We start from the raw sequence: 14,133 nt of genomic DNA, 5'->3' as shown, positions 1-14,133 counted from the left end.
ATAACTTGGTCAAAATCAAAAATTGAGGCAGCGTGACGCCATGAGCCGTCTGATCAAATTCCTGATATATGTTCTGTGCCTGGCATTCATCGGGCTGGTCGCCTATGCCTATGTCGGTCCATTCTTTGGTGCGGATTTCTCTGCGCCTCAAAGTGAAATTCGCGAGCCGGTTGCACTGGATGTCAACTAAGCAACTGCTTTTGGCAATCACACTGGCCGGGTCGGCACATGCGCAGGAACCTTTATCCGCCATCGAATGGCTGACAGACCCGCCGGAAAACCTGCCGGGAACCGTTCTGCTGGAACCACCGGTTACGCAAGATGGCGCATTGCCGGAAATTGAGGTGACTTCGCTTGAGGCACTGTCGCAGCCGCTGGGCCTTGTTTCGTCCTCTGTCACCGGTCTGCCCGTCGACCTTTGGCAGGGCAGCGATGCGGATCGCCTGGCCGAACTGATCGCCGACGTCCACGTGCGTGACAACCCGGCCATGCAGCGATTGTTGTTCACGCTGCTCTTGTCTGAAACCCGCGCGCCGTCAGGGCCTCTGGCCGAAGAAATCCTTTTGCTTGCACGGCTGGACCGATTGATGCAACTGGGCGCTGCTGATCCGGCGCAGTCGCTTGTTCAATTGGCCGGGCCCACTGACACGCAGGACCGTTTCAAGCGCTGGTTCGATGCGACGCTCTTGACCGGGGATGAGGATCGTAGCTGTACCGCCCTTATTGCTGAACCGCATCTTTCGCGGGACTATGCGGCTCAGATCTTCTGCAAGGCCCGCCGCGGGGATTGGGTTTCAGCCGCGCTGACACTTGAGGCAGCGCATGCGCTTGAAATCCTTCCACCAGAGGATCTGGCGGTTCTGGACCGTTTCCTCAGCCCGGAACTGTATGAAGGCGCAGCTTACCTGCCGCAGCCGGAAAACCCTGATCCCCTGACGTTCCGTTTGTTTGAGGCAATTGGCGAACGGCTTCCTTCCGCTCCGCTGCCGCGGGCGTTTGCCAATGCGGATCTGCGCGATGTCGCGGGTTGGAAGGCACAGATCGAAGCAGCGGAACGGCTTACCCGTATTGGCGCATTAACCCCCAATCAGCTGCTGGGCCTTTATACCGAGCGTGATCCGGCAGCCTCAGGTGCTGTCTGGGATCGGGTGGCCGCCGTTCAGCGTTTTGAAAGCGCGTTAGACACCGGGAACGCGGAAGCGATCGGAAAGACTTTGCAACCGGTCTGGCAACAGATGCGCGGTGTCGGGCTTGAGGTTCCGTTTGCCGAACTGTTCGCCGAGCGCTTGTCGTCTGTCACATTGCCGGTTGCCACCACCGAAAGCCTGCGCTGGCGTATTCTGATGCTGTCCGGGCTTTACGAACAGGCCGCCTTGTCAACACCTGACACATCCAACGACACCCAGTTTCTTGCCGCTTTGGCACAAGGCGACCCCGGGCGCGCGGTGTCCCCGTCCCCTTTGGCTGATGCCGTCGCTCAGGGGTTTGAATGGGCAGCGCCTGTGCCAGGCGACATTGATGCGTTGCTGGCCAACGGTCAATTGGGCGAAGCCATTATTGAAGCCATGCAATTGTTTGCACATGGCGCGCGGGGCAATCTGGTGGATATGACAGCGGCAATTGCAACATTCCGGCGCGTTGGGCTGGAGGACACCGCGCGACGTGCGGCCCTGTCCCTTTTGATCCTGCAAGAGCGTTGATCATGGGCTCTCCGGCGTCAGATGCACTGTGGATTTCAACGTTCTTGCAGGCGCAGGCGGCAGAGCTTGGCGCTGCGACCAATACGCTGCTGGCCTATGGGCGCGACCTGAAAGATTTTACCGAATGGCTGGACCGCAAGAAATCCGGATTTGATCAGGCAGATCGCGACCTGATCGAAGCCTACCTGATCGACTGCGATGCACAGGGCTTGTCACGTTCGACCCGCGCGCGGCGTTTGTCTGCTATAAAACAGCTGTACCGGTTTGCCTTTGAGGAAGGCTGGCGCGCGACCAATCCTGCCATTCAGATCAAAGGTCCCGGCCGGCAGAAACGGTTGCCCAAGACGCTGGATGTGCTCGAAGTTGACCGTTTGCTGGAGGCCGCCAGACAAACCGGGCGAACCGAAGCTGACAGGCTAAGAAACACCTGCCTGATGGAAGTTTTGTACGCCACAGGAATGCGGGTGACTGAGCTTGTCTCCCTGCCCGTCTCTTCGGCCCGTGGCGATCCCCGGATGCTGCTGGTGCTGGGGAAAGGGGGTAAAGAGCGAATGGTCCCCCTGTCGCCCCCGGCCCGGGATGCTTTGGCCGCGTGGCTGACCGCGCGGGACGAGGCCGAGGACTTGGCCGCGGAAAAAGGCGCTCAGCGCTCGCGCTTTCTGTTCCCATCACGCGGAAAGTCCGGTCATCTGACACGGCACAGGTTCTTTTTGCTGGTGAAAGAGCTGGCTGTACGGGGTGGTGTTTCTTCTGAAAAAGTCACACCACACACGCTGCGCCATGCATTCGCCACGCATCTGCTGGCCAACGGCGCTGATCTGAGATCGATCCAGACGTTATTGGGCCATGCAGACGTGGCGACGACCGAAATCTATACGCATGTTCTGGATGAACGTCTGGCGGAACTGGTGTTGCAACATCACCCGCTGAGCAAGGACCGCAATGAGGACAAGGGCTAAGACCTTGATTCAGCGGGGCGACGTCCCCATAACGGATGCAGTACACAAATCTATCAAGGACCAATGGAACCCTCACCTTCTATGTTCGACGGCGCATTCTGGGTTACGACCGGCGCTATCCTGTTCCTGCTTATCCTGTCCGGATTTTTCTCGGGCTCGGAAACGGCGCTGACCGCCTCGTCAAGGGGGAAACTACGCGTTCAGGCCGACAAGGGATCGCGCGGGGCTAAAAAGGCGCTGGAAATAACCGACGACAACGAACGTCTGATCGGGTCGGTTCTGCTGGGCAACAACCTCGTCAACATTCTGGCCGCGTCACTGGCGACGGCGTTGTTCACACGTCTTTTCGGTGAAAGCGGCGTGGCATTGGCAACGCTGGTCATGACCTTTCTGGTGTTGATCTTTGCCGAAGTGCTGCCCAAGACATACGCCATCACCAATTCCGAAAAGGCCGCTGCGGCCGTTGCGCCGATCATTAGCGTGGTCGTGACAGTGTTTTCGCCTGTTGTCGCGGCCGTACGTTTGTTAGTGCGTGGCGTATTGCGCCTGTTCGGAGTTCAGATCGATCCTGACAGCAACATTCTGGCCGTGCGCGAAGAAATCGCAGGCGCCCTGCAACTGGGCCATTCGGAAGGGGTTGTCGAAAAAGAAGATCGCGACCGCATCCTCGGCGCACTGGATCTGGGCGACCGCACGGTGGAAGAGATCATGCTCCACCGTTCCAACATCGAAATGATCGATGCGAACGCCCCACCCGAAGCTATCCTAAGGCAATGCCTTGAAAGCCCTCACACTCGTCTGCCTGTTTTCAGGGACGAGCAGGAGAACATAGTTGGCGTTGTTCACGCCAAGGACTTGTTCCGCGCGATGTATGCACAGGCTGGCAGCAGCGATGGCGGCACCGACCGGCTGGCCAGCTTCGACATCGGCAAGGTCGCAAATGCCCCCTATTTCGTTCCGGAGACCACAACTCTGGATGACCAGATGCGCGAGTTTCTGCGAATGCACGGTCACTTTGCGCTGGTGGTGGACGAATACGGCTCATTGCGTGGACTGATCACGCTTGAGGATATTCTGGAAGAAATCGTGGGCGAAATCGCCGATGAGTTCGATATCGCCGAAGAGGTGCCGGTCGTGCGGACGGATGATGGCCAATTCCTTGTCGAAGGTGCTATGACCATTCGCGATGTCAATCGTGCGCTGGACTGGTCGCTACCGGATGAAGAAGCCAACACTCTTGCTGGTCTGGTCATCCACGAAGCCCAGATGATCCCGGTTGTTGGGCAAGTGTTCTCGTTCCATGGCTTCCGGTTCGAGGTTACAGCACGCGAAGGCAATCGTATCACAGCCCTGAAAGTGCGGCCCTTATAGGGTTTGGACGCTAGACAAAAACGACGCGCTCTGTCGCTCGTTTGACAGAATGCTTTGCCATTGATCTGCACCGTCCTACCAGAAAAGGAGGAGCGGATGAAAAACACATGCCAGGTGGTCGTCATTGGTGGCGGTGTGGTCGGATGTTCGGTTCTTTATCACCTGACCAAGCTCGGGTGGTCGGACGTCATGTTGCTGGAACGGTCCGAACTGACCAGCGGATCGACCTGGCATGCGGCAGGCGGGTTTCACACCCTCAACGGCGACACCAACATGGCGGCGCTACAGGGATACACGATCAGGCTGTATAAAGAACTGGAACAGATCACCGGCATGTCCTGTGGCCTGCACCACGTGGGCGGTGTGACACTTGCCGACAATCAGGACCGGTTTGATATGCTGCTGGCGGAACGCGCCAAGCATCGGTTCATGGGGCTTGAAACAGAAATCGTCGGCCCGGAAGAAATCAAAAAGATCGCGCCCATTACAAATATCGACGGAATTATCGGCGCTCTTTACGATCCGCTGGATGGACATTTGGACCCCTCAGGCACCACCCATGCCTATGCCAAGGCCGCGCGAATGGGCGGTGCCACAATTGAAACCCATTGTATGGTGCGTGAAACCAACCAGCGCCCCGATGGAAGCTGGGATGTCGTCACCGACAAGGGCACAATCCATGCCGAACACATTGTTAATGCAGGCGGGCTTTGGGCACGTGAAGTTGGCGCCATGGCCGGTGTCTATTTTCCCCTGCACCCGATGGAGCATCAATATCTTGTCACCGACGCGATCCCACAGATCGAAGCAATTATCGATGCGGGTGGCGAGCATCCGCACGTCATGGATCCGGCAGGTGAAAGCTATTTAAGGCAGGAAGGGCGTGGCCTGTGCATCGGGTTCTACGAACAGCCCTGCAAGCCCTGGGCAGTAGACGGCACCCCTTGGGATTTCGGGCACGAGTTGCTGCCCGATGATTATGAAAAGATCACCGACAGTATCGAATTCGCGTATCGCCGCTTTCCTGTGCTGGCTGAGGCTGGGATAAAATCGGTGATCCATGGGCCGTTTACCTTTGCCCCTGATGGCAACCCGCTGGTCGGCCCTGTACCCGGAATGCGCAACTACTGGTCGGCCTGCGGTGTCATGGCCGGGTTCAGTCAGGGTGGCGGCGTTGGCCTGACGCTGGCGCAGTGGATGATCGAAGGCGAGCCCGAGCGCGATGTGTTTGCCATGGATGTTGCCCGCTTCGGAGACTGGATCAGCCCAGGTTACACCCGCCCCAAAGTCATCGAGAATTATCAGAAACGCTTCAGCGTCGCCTATCCGAACGAAGAACTGCCTGCCGCGCGCCCCAACCGCACAACACCAATGTATGACATCTTCAGCGAGCTGGGCGCGGTCTGGGGGCAGCAATACGGCCTTGAGGTCCCAAACTATTTTGCTCAGGAAGATGAGCCGGGGTTTGAAACGCCATCCTTCCGCCGCTCGAACGCGTTCACGGCGACAAGGCGCGAAGTGCGGGCGGTGCGTGAAGCTGTGGGTATCAACGAAGTCCACAATTTCGGCAAATACCGCATCACCGGACCCGATGCTCGGAACTGGCTGGACCGGATCATGGCTGGCCGCATTCCGAAACCCGGTCGGCTGTCTTTGACCCCGATGCTGTCGCACAAGGGCAAGCTAATCGGTGATTTCACCGTTTCCTGCCTGACTGACACCGACTTCCAGCTTACGGCGTCTTATGGCAGTCAGGCCTTCCACATGCGGTGGTTCCAGCAAAACGCTCAGGACGGCGTGAGGATTGAAAACGTCAGCGACCGGTTGAACGGCTTCCAGATTGCCGGCCCGAAGGCAACGCAGGTTCTGGCAGCCTGCACCCGAGACGACTTGGCCGATTTCAACTTCCTGAACGTGCGCCGGATGACTGTCGGCATGACCGACTGTATCGTTCAGCGTGTCAGCTATACGGGTGATCTTGGTTACGAAATCTATTGCGACCCCTTAGCGCAGCGTCAGCTTTGGTGGACGCTGTGGGAGGCTGGACAACCCCACGGCATTGTTCCGTTCGGAATGCGCGCAATGATGAGCCTGCGGCTGGACAAGTTCTTTGGCTCTTGGATGCGGGAATATTCGCCAGATTACACCGCCGCAGAAACGGGGTTGGACCGGTTCATTGCTTTCAGCAAAAACACCCGTTTCATCGGCCACGATACAGCGGAATTAGAGCGGGCCAATGGAACCACCCGCCAGTTGGCAGCCTTCGAGGTTGATACGGACGATGCAGACGTCAACGCCTATGAACCGATCTGGTTGGATGGCGCGGTTGTTGGGTTCTGTACCTCGGGCGGCTACTCTCATTTTGCGCAAAAATCCGTCGCCATGGGTTTTCTGCCGTCCGGGCGTATAGAAGATGGTCTGGAGGTTGAAATCGAGATTCTGGGGCAGATGCGCAAAGCGAAGGTTATCTCGACACCTTTGTTTGACCCAGATGGCACACGCATGAGGGGATGACAGCACACATGACTGACGGCAGTGTGGCTCAGTGACCGAAATCCCAATCATCCTGCTTGCCGCCGGTCAATCCAGTCGTATGGGCGGGTTGGACAAGCTTTTGCAGCAAATCGACGGCATTCCACTGCTGACCCGTACGGCGATCCTTGCGCGTGGTGTGGCGCCTGTCCTTGTCGCCCTGCCACCGCGTCCACACCCAAGATATGATGCACTTGCGGGACTGGATGTTCAGACCGTTCCGGTTCCGGACGCGGCAGAGGGAATGAACGCCAGTTTGCGCACCGCCATCGAATACCTTCCTGCAGATGCACCCGCAGTCATGGTATTGCTGGCCGATTTACCTGACCTGACCCAGACCGATCTGAGAACGATCGTGAAAGCACGCCAATTGCATCCCGACAATGTAATCTGGCGCGGAACAACCGCAGATGGAAAGCCCGGGCACCCGGTGATCTTCGATCGGACGCTTTTCACTCAGCTTTCGGCATTACACGGTGATCACGGCGCGCAGGCGGTGGTTCGCTCGCAACAGTGCGGCGTATTCCTGCAACCCCTGCCCGGTCAAAACGCGGTTTTAGATCTGGATACACCGGAAGATTGGGACGCCTGGCGCAAAAAGTGTACTTCTTGAATAAACACGGCCCGGTCGATATCGACCGGGCCGGTGCCCAATACAGGACTACCACTTTCTACAATTCCAAAAGTTTGACCAATAGGTCTTTAAGACACTCTGGTTCCCTAGCAGCTAAACCTAAACAAGACCCCCTCGTTAACACGCCGCTAAAACTTCCGGTAACTGAGTTAGCCGCCAGCGCCCCCTAGCGCTTTTGGCTTCCCCTCACTTGGGCAATTTCATCCTCACTTATCCGATCCTTAGAAACAACGTAAAATTGGAAGAATAGGTTAATTTCGCGCACCTCGATTTGGCTTTTAGGCAACATAGCCCCAGGGCTTGTTCAACCTATAGGCGATCCAAGTCCGGTGCGCATTTCAACGATTCGGGATTAAGCGCAAACTTATGCACCCATTCAGCTGCCTGTCAGCAAAGTTACAGCGTCAAGTCCGATGACTCCCGGACTCGCCCACAACCATTGGAAGAGCAGCATTTTTCCCCACTGTTCAGTGAAAGCATTGTCAACAAAACAATGAAAGTTCAACTTTTTTGAAAGTTTGACGTCTGTTTTGGCAACAATCCTCCGATTCGCCTTCGACCTACCCGGTTAAATAAGCGAATCCTGATCAACGTCCTTCGCCACAAAACACCCGCTTTGTGGCAAAATTAAGATTTATTAATTGATCAGTCAGGAAACCCCAATCCTGCCAGTGCATCTCATGTCTCAACGCGCAACGGAAATTGCGTGATCAAACCAGGAGACAGAAATGAGCATCCGAAAATCTTCGCTTTTACTTCCCCGCACATCCAACTGGATGGGGGTCAGCGCATTGGGCGCAGCCATGCTGGCCACAACCGCTTTACCTTCGATGGCGGATGAGGCGCTTGCCGATCTTGTCGAAACCGTTTCCCCGTCGGTTGTAACCATCATTGCCGAACAAAAGGCCGCCCCAAGCCCCGCACAGGGGCAGAATTTTGATTTCGACGGTCATCCGTTTGGGGAATTCTTCAAGCGCTTTGGTGGGCCTGAAGGGTTCAACATGCCTCAACGCGGGCCGGCACAAGGGCTCGGGTCAGGGTTTGTACTGGATGAAGCCGGTTATATCGTCACCAATCACCATGTGGTGGACAATGCCGCGACTGTAATCGTTCGCCTAAGTGATGACCGGACATTTGAGGCCGAGGTAGTTGGCACCGACCCGCTGACAGACATCGCAGTCTTGAAGATCGATGCAGGCCCGGGTCTGCAAGCTGTCGAACTGGGTGACAGCGATGCAATCCGCGTAGGCGAAGATGTCGTAGCGATCGGCAACCCGTTTGGTTTGAGCTCGACGGTCACTACCGGCATTGTGTCGGCTAAAGGTCGCAATATCTCGGACGGGCCTTATGCCGAGTTCATTCAAACGGACGCCGCCATCAACAAGGGCAACTCTGGTGGCCCGCTTTTCAACATGGACGGCGACGTGATTGGTGTAAACTCGGCCATATATTCCCCCAGTGGCGGATCTGTCGGGCTGGGATTTGCCGTAACCTCGAACATCGTTGAGCATATTGCGGCCGATCTGCAGGACGACGGGCAGGTCAGCCGTGGATGGCTGGGTGTATCTATCCAGAATATCAGCCCGCAGCTTGCGGCGGCACTGGGAATTGATGCCTCCTCGGGTGCACTGGTGGCAGATGTTGTCGCCGACAGCCCTGCAGATGGCGTTCTGGAGCAAGGCGATGTTATCCTGTCCTTCAACGGCGAAGCCGTAGACTCCAGTGGTGACTTGCCCATTCTGGTGGGCACAACCAAGGTCGGCACCGCAAGTAATCTGACCATTCTGCGCGATGGCAAACAGGAAACGGTCACTTTGACCGTTGGCCAGCATCAGGCAGCGTCGGCTCAGTCCGATACCCCTGTCGAATCCGAAGCGGCGGGCACGTCGCTTGGTGTCACCGTGGCCCCGCTGACCGAAACGATGCGAGCCGAGACAGGTATCGCCAAAGCCGTCGAAGGTGTCGTCGTCACAGACCTGCAACCGGACAGCCCTGCGGCTCGGGCGGGTCTGCAACGCGGTGACGTGATCGTCAAACTGGGCAATCAGGACACGTTCACACCCGAAGCGCTGAAGGCGGCACTGGACAGCGAAAAAACAGACCCGGCACTGGTGCTGATCAACCGGGCTGGCAGCCAGATCTTCGTTGCCGTCGAACTGGTCTGATCAATACCATGCGCGCGCCGCTTGATGGGGAGAACCGGCGCGCGCCTCACCCGACGGACCTGAGTTGTCCGCTGTCCGTCGGGCTTGCCGGGTGCGTGCCCAGCACCCGGCAAGATCGTCAGCAAACCATATGCTTTGTTTGAATTTTGTGTTTAAATCCTTAGGGAAAGGAACCACATCATGAGCCGCCGTCTGTTGATCGTCGAAGATGACACTGACACCAGGGATTTCATTGCCAAAGGGTTTGGCGAAGAGGGCTATGTGGTCGAAACGGCTGCTGATGGCCGCGAAGGATTGTACCACGCCACGGATGGCGGGTTTGACGCCATTGTTCTGGACAGGATGCTTCCCGGTCTGGACGGGCTGTCGCTGATCAAATCCCTGCGTGCAGCAGGGTTGAAAACACCTGTCTTGATGTTGACGGCCATGAGCGCAGTAGACGAGCGCGTCAAAGGATTGCGGTCAGGCGCCGACGATTATCTGGTCAAGCCCTTCTCATTTCAGGAACTTCATGCACGGATCGAAGCCCTGTTACGACGTCCGCAAGAATCCGAGGAAACGCCGACTCTGACCTGCAAGGATCTTGAAATGGATCTTCTGACCCGCAAGGTTACGCGGGACGGCCATGAGATCACGCTGACGCCCCGTGAATTCCAGATTCTTGAATTCTTCCTGCGCCGCAAGAACCGTGTCGTGTCGCGTACCATGCTGCTTGAGGGCGTCTGGGATTATCATTTCGACCCGAACACCAACGTTGTGGATGTTCACATCTCAAAGCTGCGCCGCCAGTTGGATGAAGGCGGAGACACACCTTTGATTGAAACTGTTCGCGGAGCAGGTTACATGATGTCCGATGGATAACCTTCGGCTTTCCCTTAATAATTCACGAACAAGACTTGTCGCCACCAGCATGGTGCTAAGCACGTTCCTGACCGCGTCCGTGCTGGCATTGGTCTATGTGACGGCCAACAGAAGCATCGAATCCGAGACCCGATCAGTCGTGTCCGCCGAACTGACCGGGCTTGCAGATGAATATGAACGGCGCGGGCTGATCGGGCTGATCACAGCGATCGAACGCCGTCTTCCAAGCGCGCCCGACCGAGACGCGCTGTATCTTCTGGCGGATCGGCAAGGCGTCAAGCTTGTGGGTAACCTGAAAACCTGGCCGGTCAATGTGACCGCCGGAAGCGGTTGGGTCGACCTTGAGTTGCGCAGGGCTGACAATGACCAACTGGTGCCTATCTCGGCGGCATCGATCCGCCTGCCCGGTGGCGAACGCCTTCTTGTGGGACGGGATGCGGCGGCCCGTCAACAATTCGACCGTGTATTGTTCCGATCTCTGGCACTGGCGCTAGGGATAGCATTTGTTCTGAGCGTGATCACCGGCTGGCTGTTCACACGCCTGGTATTTTCACGCCTGTCAGACATCGCAAGCACAGCCGAAAACATCGTTTCTGGCGATCTTTCCAAAAGGATGCCCCTACGCGGAACCGGGGACGAGTTCGATCAGGTCTCTGGCACGTTGAACAACATGCTCGACAGGATCGAAGAGCTGGTCAGTAATCTGCGCACCACCTCGAACTCTATCGCACATGATTTGCGCTCTCCTCTGTCCCGCCTTCGCCAACGGGTCGAATCCCTTTCCGAGCCCGGCAAAAGCGATCTGGATCGCGAGATCGACATTGCGCGGGCAACGGGAGAAATCGACCATGTTTTGCGGGTCTTGGGGCAGCTTACCGAGATATCGCGGGCCGAGGCCGGTCTGGGGCGCGAGCAATTCGAAGACATTGACTTGCAGCAACTGGTTGGCGATGTCGTGGAGCTTTATGATCCGGTGGCCGCGGATCAGGACGTCCGTCTTGAGGTTATAGGCTCTGCCCCCGCAATTCAGGGGCACCGGCCCCTCCTCTCGCAGGCTCTTTCCAATCTGCTGGAAAACGCTATGCGCTACGCACCGGCAAATACCACAATCACGATCTCAATCGGTACCGAGGACGGATTTGCCCAATTGCAGGTTCGGGACCGTGGTCCGGGTGTTCCGCCCGGAGAGTTGGATCGCCTTCAGCTTCCGTTCGTCACGCTTGATCCGGCGCGCACGGAACGCAATGCGGGATTGGGGCTCGCGCTGGTTGCCGCGATTTCTCATATGCATGGCGGGACATTCGCAGCCCGAAACTGCAACCCAGGTTTGGAAACCACGATCAATCTGGCAATTCAGAGTTAACCCGGCAGTCCGTTTACCGCCAATATCATGTTTTTATAACGTTTATCCTCGGTGACATCCGCACCGAACCAATCCGGTGGGACATAGGCATTTGCGGCTTCACTGGTATGGAATTCAACTTCAACCAAACACAGGGGTTCCAGGCCGCCTGAGAAAACATCCAGCTCGAACTGGTGGCCGTCCGGCATTTGATCCATGTAACGTACCTTCTCGACCCGGCGTCCTCGAGTTTCCGGCCAGAAGGTTTCAAACTGGTCCCGGGTTATCTCTGTCTCACGCTCAACACGTACAAGATCACCGCCTCCTTTTAAGGTCAGGAAAAACACATCGTTCTTTTGCCGCAGACGCAATTCGGTCGAGTCCTCCGGCGCGGTGAGGTACCCCTGACGCACCACTGCTTTTTCTGCACGGCTCAAGTCCGGTAAATTTGCCACCAGAAACTTGCGCTCTATTTCTGTGCTCATCGGAGCGCCCCCACTCAATCTTCCAGCTTATCAAACAGCACCCGATATGCCGTACCAGCCGCGCCGCGATCTGCGTAAGTACTGGCAAAGGCCCGATGCTGCGCCATTGAAAAGAACGCCCGCAGCTTATCTGATGCATATTGTGTTTGTCGAAAATGCTAACCGGTTGACCAAATAACCGCTCGGTCAAGGTTGTGCGACTGACGGGAACAACGATCTCATCGGCGGCTCGAAAACAGACCCCAGACGCACCCCCAGAATCGCGATTGCACAGCAAAACCTGCCGACCGGTTTGCACACAGACATAGGCAAGGTTCACCGAAGTCGCGGTTTTTCCGACACCGCCCTTGTTGCTGTAACAGGCAATGATCCTCATTCCTTATCCCACTTTGTGGTGAAACTGGCTACGGAACATGTGTCGTACGTCTTGCCCGTCGAACTGATGAAAACTTGCGACAACACGCATTCGTTCGGTCTTCTTGCGTTGATCAAGCACAGCGATTAGCCCGCCCACGGACAAACCGATCTGCGCATCCACGCGGCCTTGCGTATCGGCGCGCGACGCTACAAAGGTCAGCAACGCATCTTGCTGAACAGAATAGTCGTTGAACAAGCCAAGACTATCCTGGAGTTTTTTCAACGGCTTAAGGATCATTCTCAAACCATTCCAATCGAATAGAGGGTCAAACAATTCCATCAGATATCTTAGTTTTTTGCATTCGATACGAAGGTCATGCACCGTCCTGTCTGGTTTATCGTCGCTTATGCCGCGCGCCAGTTTGCACACCTTGCGATAGCGCTTCCAGATCAGCGCGCAGGCATAGTCATACGCACCGAGATGCGCGTTTGGCCCAAGGTCCAAGTGGTCCGGACTTGCAAACAGTGCGGTCAGGTCGGTCATGGTCGTCGTGTAGTCGGCGCTGTGCAACCAGCGTGACAGGCGCAGTTGCTCTTGTGCACGTTCCGTTTGCAACTGATCAAACATCTCGGACAATCCCACGTGAAGGTTCGGCGGGATAAGATTGAAATACTTGTCTTTTTCCAGAAGATAGACATCCAAATCGCGCAGAGGTCCGGTACGGGTCATGAGGTCGGAAAAGACCCGCTTCAGCTCGGTCGTCTGAGACTCGGACAACACGCCCTTGAACAGGCTGATCACCGACCTGATCTTGCGCAACGATACTCGGTAATCGTGCAAAAACTCGGTGTCGATGTCAGCGATCACACCCTCTTCGTTTTGCCGCGCAACCCGCAGATATGTTTGAATGATTTTCGCAGCGACTTCGATGGAAGGATCCGCTTGACCAAACTTTATTTCAGGCTTGGCCTGATAGGGAACCATGTCTGGAATCAGGCTGGAATAGAGCGTTTCAATATCATGAACACTGCCCGTAATGCTGGCGATAGAGGAACAGACCAACTGATAAGCCTTCTTGTACCCACGCAACTTCTGAATTCGTACAATGGTCGCCTGCCCTGATGGCGTCGACATGTACGTTAAAGTTCCCCTGACTTTTGTCTTTTGCAGGTCATCTAGTACGGCAAAGGTCTGAACCCTGATCTCTCCAACACCGATCCGCGTCAGCGCCCGCAGTTCAGGAAAGTCGCTCAGCGCCTTTTGAACCGGCCCTTCTGACAAGTCCCGCACAAATCGCAGATGCCCCGAGTATTGCTGAGACAAAGGTCCGTGATCCTTCCGCAGCAGGTGCAACACCCCGCCGGTATCGATCAAAGCACGACCCGAGGCGCGCAATGACTGATCGTGACAATCGAGCAATGCGAAAGCTTTGACGGGGCTACCGGGTGAAACTTCTTGGGAAAACCCGGCAATGGCATTTGCCAGAGCCGTTTCGTCAATCCTCGCTGGGAAAATGAACTGATCGCCTGACGATCTGGTCATGATACGCCTTTCCAGTTCAATTTCAGAAACCCGTTTACGGGTTTCTCAACGGTCATTTGCGCGCCCGCCCCTTTGTTTGGTGGGCTGCCCCAACGCAATTCAGGGTTTTCTTGTTCAGTCTCGGCGGAACCCGAAAGGACATCAAGGCATTATGACTGCGACCGAGTGTATTCACGGGGTGACA

11 protein-coding genes and 1 pseudogene are annotated in these 14,133 nt (G+C 56.3%); 9 read left to right on the top strand and 3 right to left on the bottom strand.

The window, feature by feature from the left end:
- Positions 1–40: 40 nt before the first annotated feature.
- The 9 genes from ACR0D9_RS03565 to ACR0D9_RS03525 all read left to right on the top strand — a co-directional run bounded on the left by ACR0D9_RS03565 (position 41) and on the right by ACR0D9_RS03525 (position 11,585).
- The gene (locus ACR0D9_RS03565; protein WP_209504123.1) at positions 41–190 is read left to right on the top strand and encodes a hypothetical protein; all 150 of its coding nucleotides are present in this window, start codon (positions 41–43) and stop codon (positions 188–190) included.
- Complete coding sequence (locus ACR0D9_RS03560) at positions 180–1,700, top strand: hypothetical protein (RefSeq protein WP_480481231.1); 1,521 nt, start codon at positions 180–182, stop codon at positions 1,698–1,700. The genes ACR0D9_RS03565 and ACR0D9_RS03560 overlap by 11 nt, the downstream gene beginning before the upstream one ends.
- A 2-nt stretch (positions 1,701–1,702) precedes the next feature.
- A complete protein-coding gene (locus ACR0D9_RS03555) occupies positions 1,703–2,659 on the top strand; it encodes a site-specific tyrosine recombinase XerD (RefSeq protein ID WP_480481233.1) in 957 nt (318 codons plus the stop codon).
- Positions 2,660–2,722: 63 nt separating this feature from the next.
- Complete coding sequence (locus ACR0D9_RS03550) at positions 2,723–4,030, top strand: HlyC/CorC family transporter (RefSeq protein WP_480481235.1); 1,308 nt, start codon at positions 2,723–2,725, stop codon at positions 4,028–4,030.
- 96 nt (positions 4,031–4,126) lie between these two features.
- A complete protein-coding gene (locus ACR0D9_RS03545) occupies positions 4,127–6,544 on the top strand; it encodes a GcvT family protein (protein WP_480537700.1) in 2,418 nt (805 codons plus the stop codon).
- A gap of 31 nt (positions 6,545–6,575) precedes the next feature.
- Positions 6,576–7,175: a nucleotidyltransferase family protein gene (locus ACR0D9_RS03540; RefSeq protein ID WP_480537698.1), complete on the top strand. Its 600-nt coding sequence runs from the start codon at positions 6,576–6,578 to the stop codon at positions 7,173–7,175.
- Between the two features lie 749 nt (positions 7,176–7,924).
- Positions 7,925–9,361, top strand: coding sequence for a Do family serine endopeptidase (locus ACR0D9_RS03535; RefSeq protein WP_480537696.1), 1,437 nt, complete (start codon positions 7,925–7,927; stop codon positions 9,359–9,361).
- A 180-nt stretch (positions 9,362–9,541) separates the two neighbouring features.
- Positions 9,542–10,222, top strand: a complete 681-nt coding sequence (locus ACR0D9_RS03530) for a response regulator transcription factor (RefSeq protein WP_480481243.1) — start codon at positions 9,542–9,544, stop codon at positions 10,220–10,222.
- Positions 10,215–11,585 (top strand): sensor histidine kinase, encoded by a 1,371-nt coding sequence (locus tag ACR0D9_RS03525; protein WP_480485848.1) that lies wholly within the window; start codon positions 10,215–10,217, stop codon positions 11,583–11,585. The genes ACR0D9_RS03530 and ACR0D9_RS03525 overlap by 8 nt, the downstream gene beginning before the upstream one ends.
- On the opposite strand, the gene ACR0D9_RS03520 is transcribed toward ACR0D9_RS03525, so the two are convergent.
- From ACR0D9_RS03520 to ACR0D9_RS03510, 3 genes and pseudogenes are all read right to left on the bottom strand, one after another.
- Positions 11,582–12,049, bottom strand: coding sequence for a CYTH domain-containing protein (locus ACR0D9_RS03520; protein WP_480537694.1), 468 nt, complete (start codon positions 12,047–12,049; stop codon positions 11,582–11,584). The two genes, ACR0D9_RS03525 and ACR0D9_RS03520, sit on opposite strands and share 4 nt — an antisense overlap.
- Before the next feature lie 241 nt (positions 12,050–12,290).
- Positions 12,291–12,425 (bottom strand): annotated as a pseudogene (locus ACR0D9_RS03515) (ParA family protein); the annotation flags it as partial.
- Positions 12,426–12,428: 3 nt separating this feature from the next.
- Positions 12,429–13,949, bottom strand: coding sequence for a CHAD domain-containing protein (locus tag ACR0D9_RS03510; RefSeq protein WP_480537692.1), 1,521 nt, complete (start codon positions 13,947–13,949; stop codon positions 12,429–12,431).
- Between the last annotated feature and the right edge of the window lie 184 nt (positions 13,950–14,133).

The sequence above is a fragment of the Ruegeria sp. AK11 genome, from assembly GCF_056541095.1.
This window is presented reverse-complemented; position numbering and strand designations above follow the sequence as displayed.

Bases quoted from the DNA above. Each gene is read 5' to 3' on its own strand.
- ACR0D9_RS03565 (WP_209504123.1), top strand. From the start codon at position 41: ATGAGCCGTCTGATCAAATTCCTGATATATGTTCTGTGCCTGGCATTC.
- ACR0D9_RS03560 (WP_480481231.1), top strand. From the start codon at position 180: ATGTCAACTAAGCAACTGCTTTTGGCAATCACACTGGCCGGGTCGGCA.
- ACR0D9_RS03555 (WP_480481233.1), top strand. From the start codon at position 1,703: ATGGGCTCTCCGGCGTCAGATGCACTGTGGATTTCAACGTTCTTGCAG.
- ACR0D9_RS03550 (WP_480481235.1), top strand. From the start codon at position 2,723: ATGGAACCCTCACCTTCTATGTTCGACGGCGCATTCTGGGTTACGACC.
- ACR0D9_RS03545 (WP_480537700.1), top strand. From the start codon at position 4,127: ATGAAAAACACATGCCAGGTGGTCGTCATTGGTGGCGGTGTGGTCGGA.
- ACR0D9_RS03535 (WP_480537696.1), top strand. From the start codon at position 7,925: ATGAGCATCCGAAAATCTTCGCTTTTACTTCCCCGCACATCCAACTGG.
- ACR0D9_RS03530 (WP_480481243.1), top strand. From the start codon at position 9,542: ATGAGCCGCCGTCTGTTGATCGTCGAAGATGACACTGACACCAGGGAT.
- ACR0D9_RS03525 (WP_480485848.1), top strand. From the start codon at position 10,215: ATGGATAACCTTCGGCTTTCCCTTAATAATTCACGAACAAGACTTGTC.
- ACR0D9_RS03520 (WP_480537694.1), bottom strand. From the start codon at position 12,049: ATGAGCACAGAAATAGAGCGCAAGTTTCTGGTGGCAAATTTACCGGAC.
- ACR0D9_RS03510 (WP_480537692.1), bottom strand. From the start codon at position 13,949: ATGACCAGATCGTCAGGCGATCAGTTCATTTTCCCAGCGAGGATTGAC.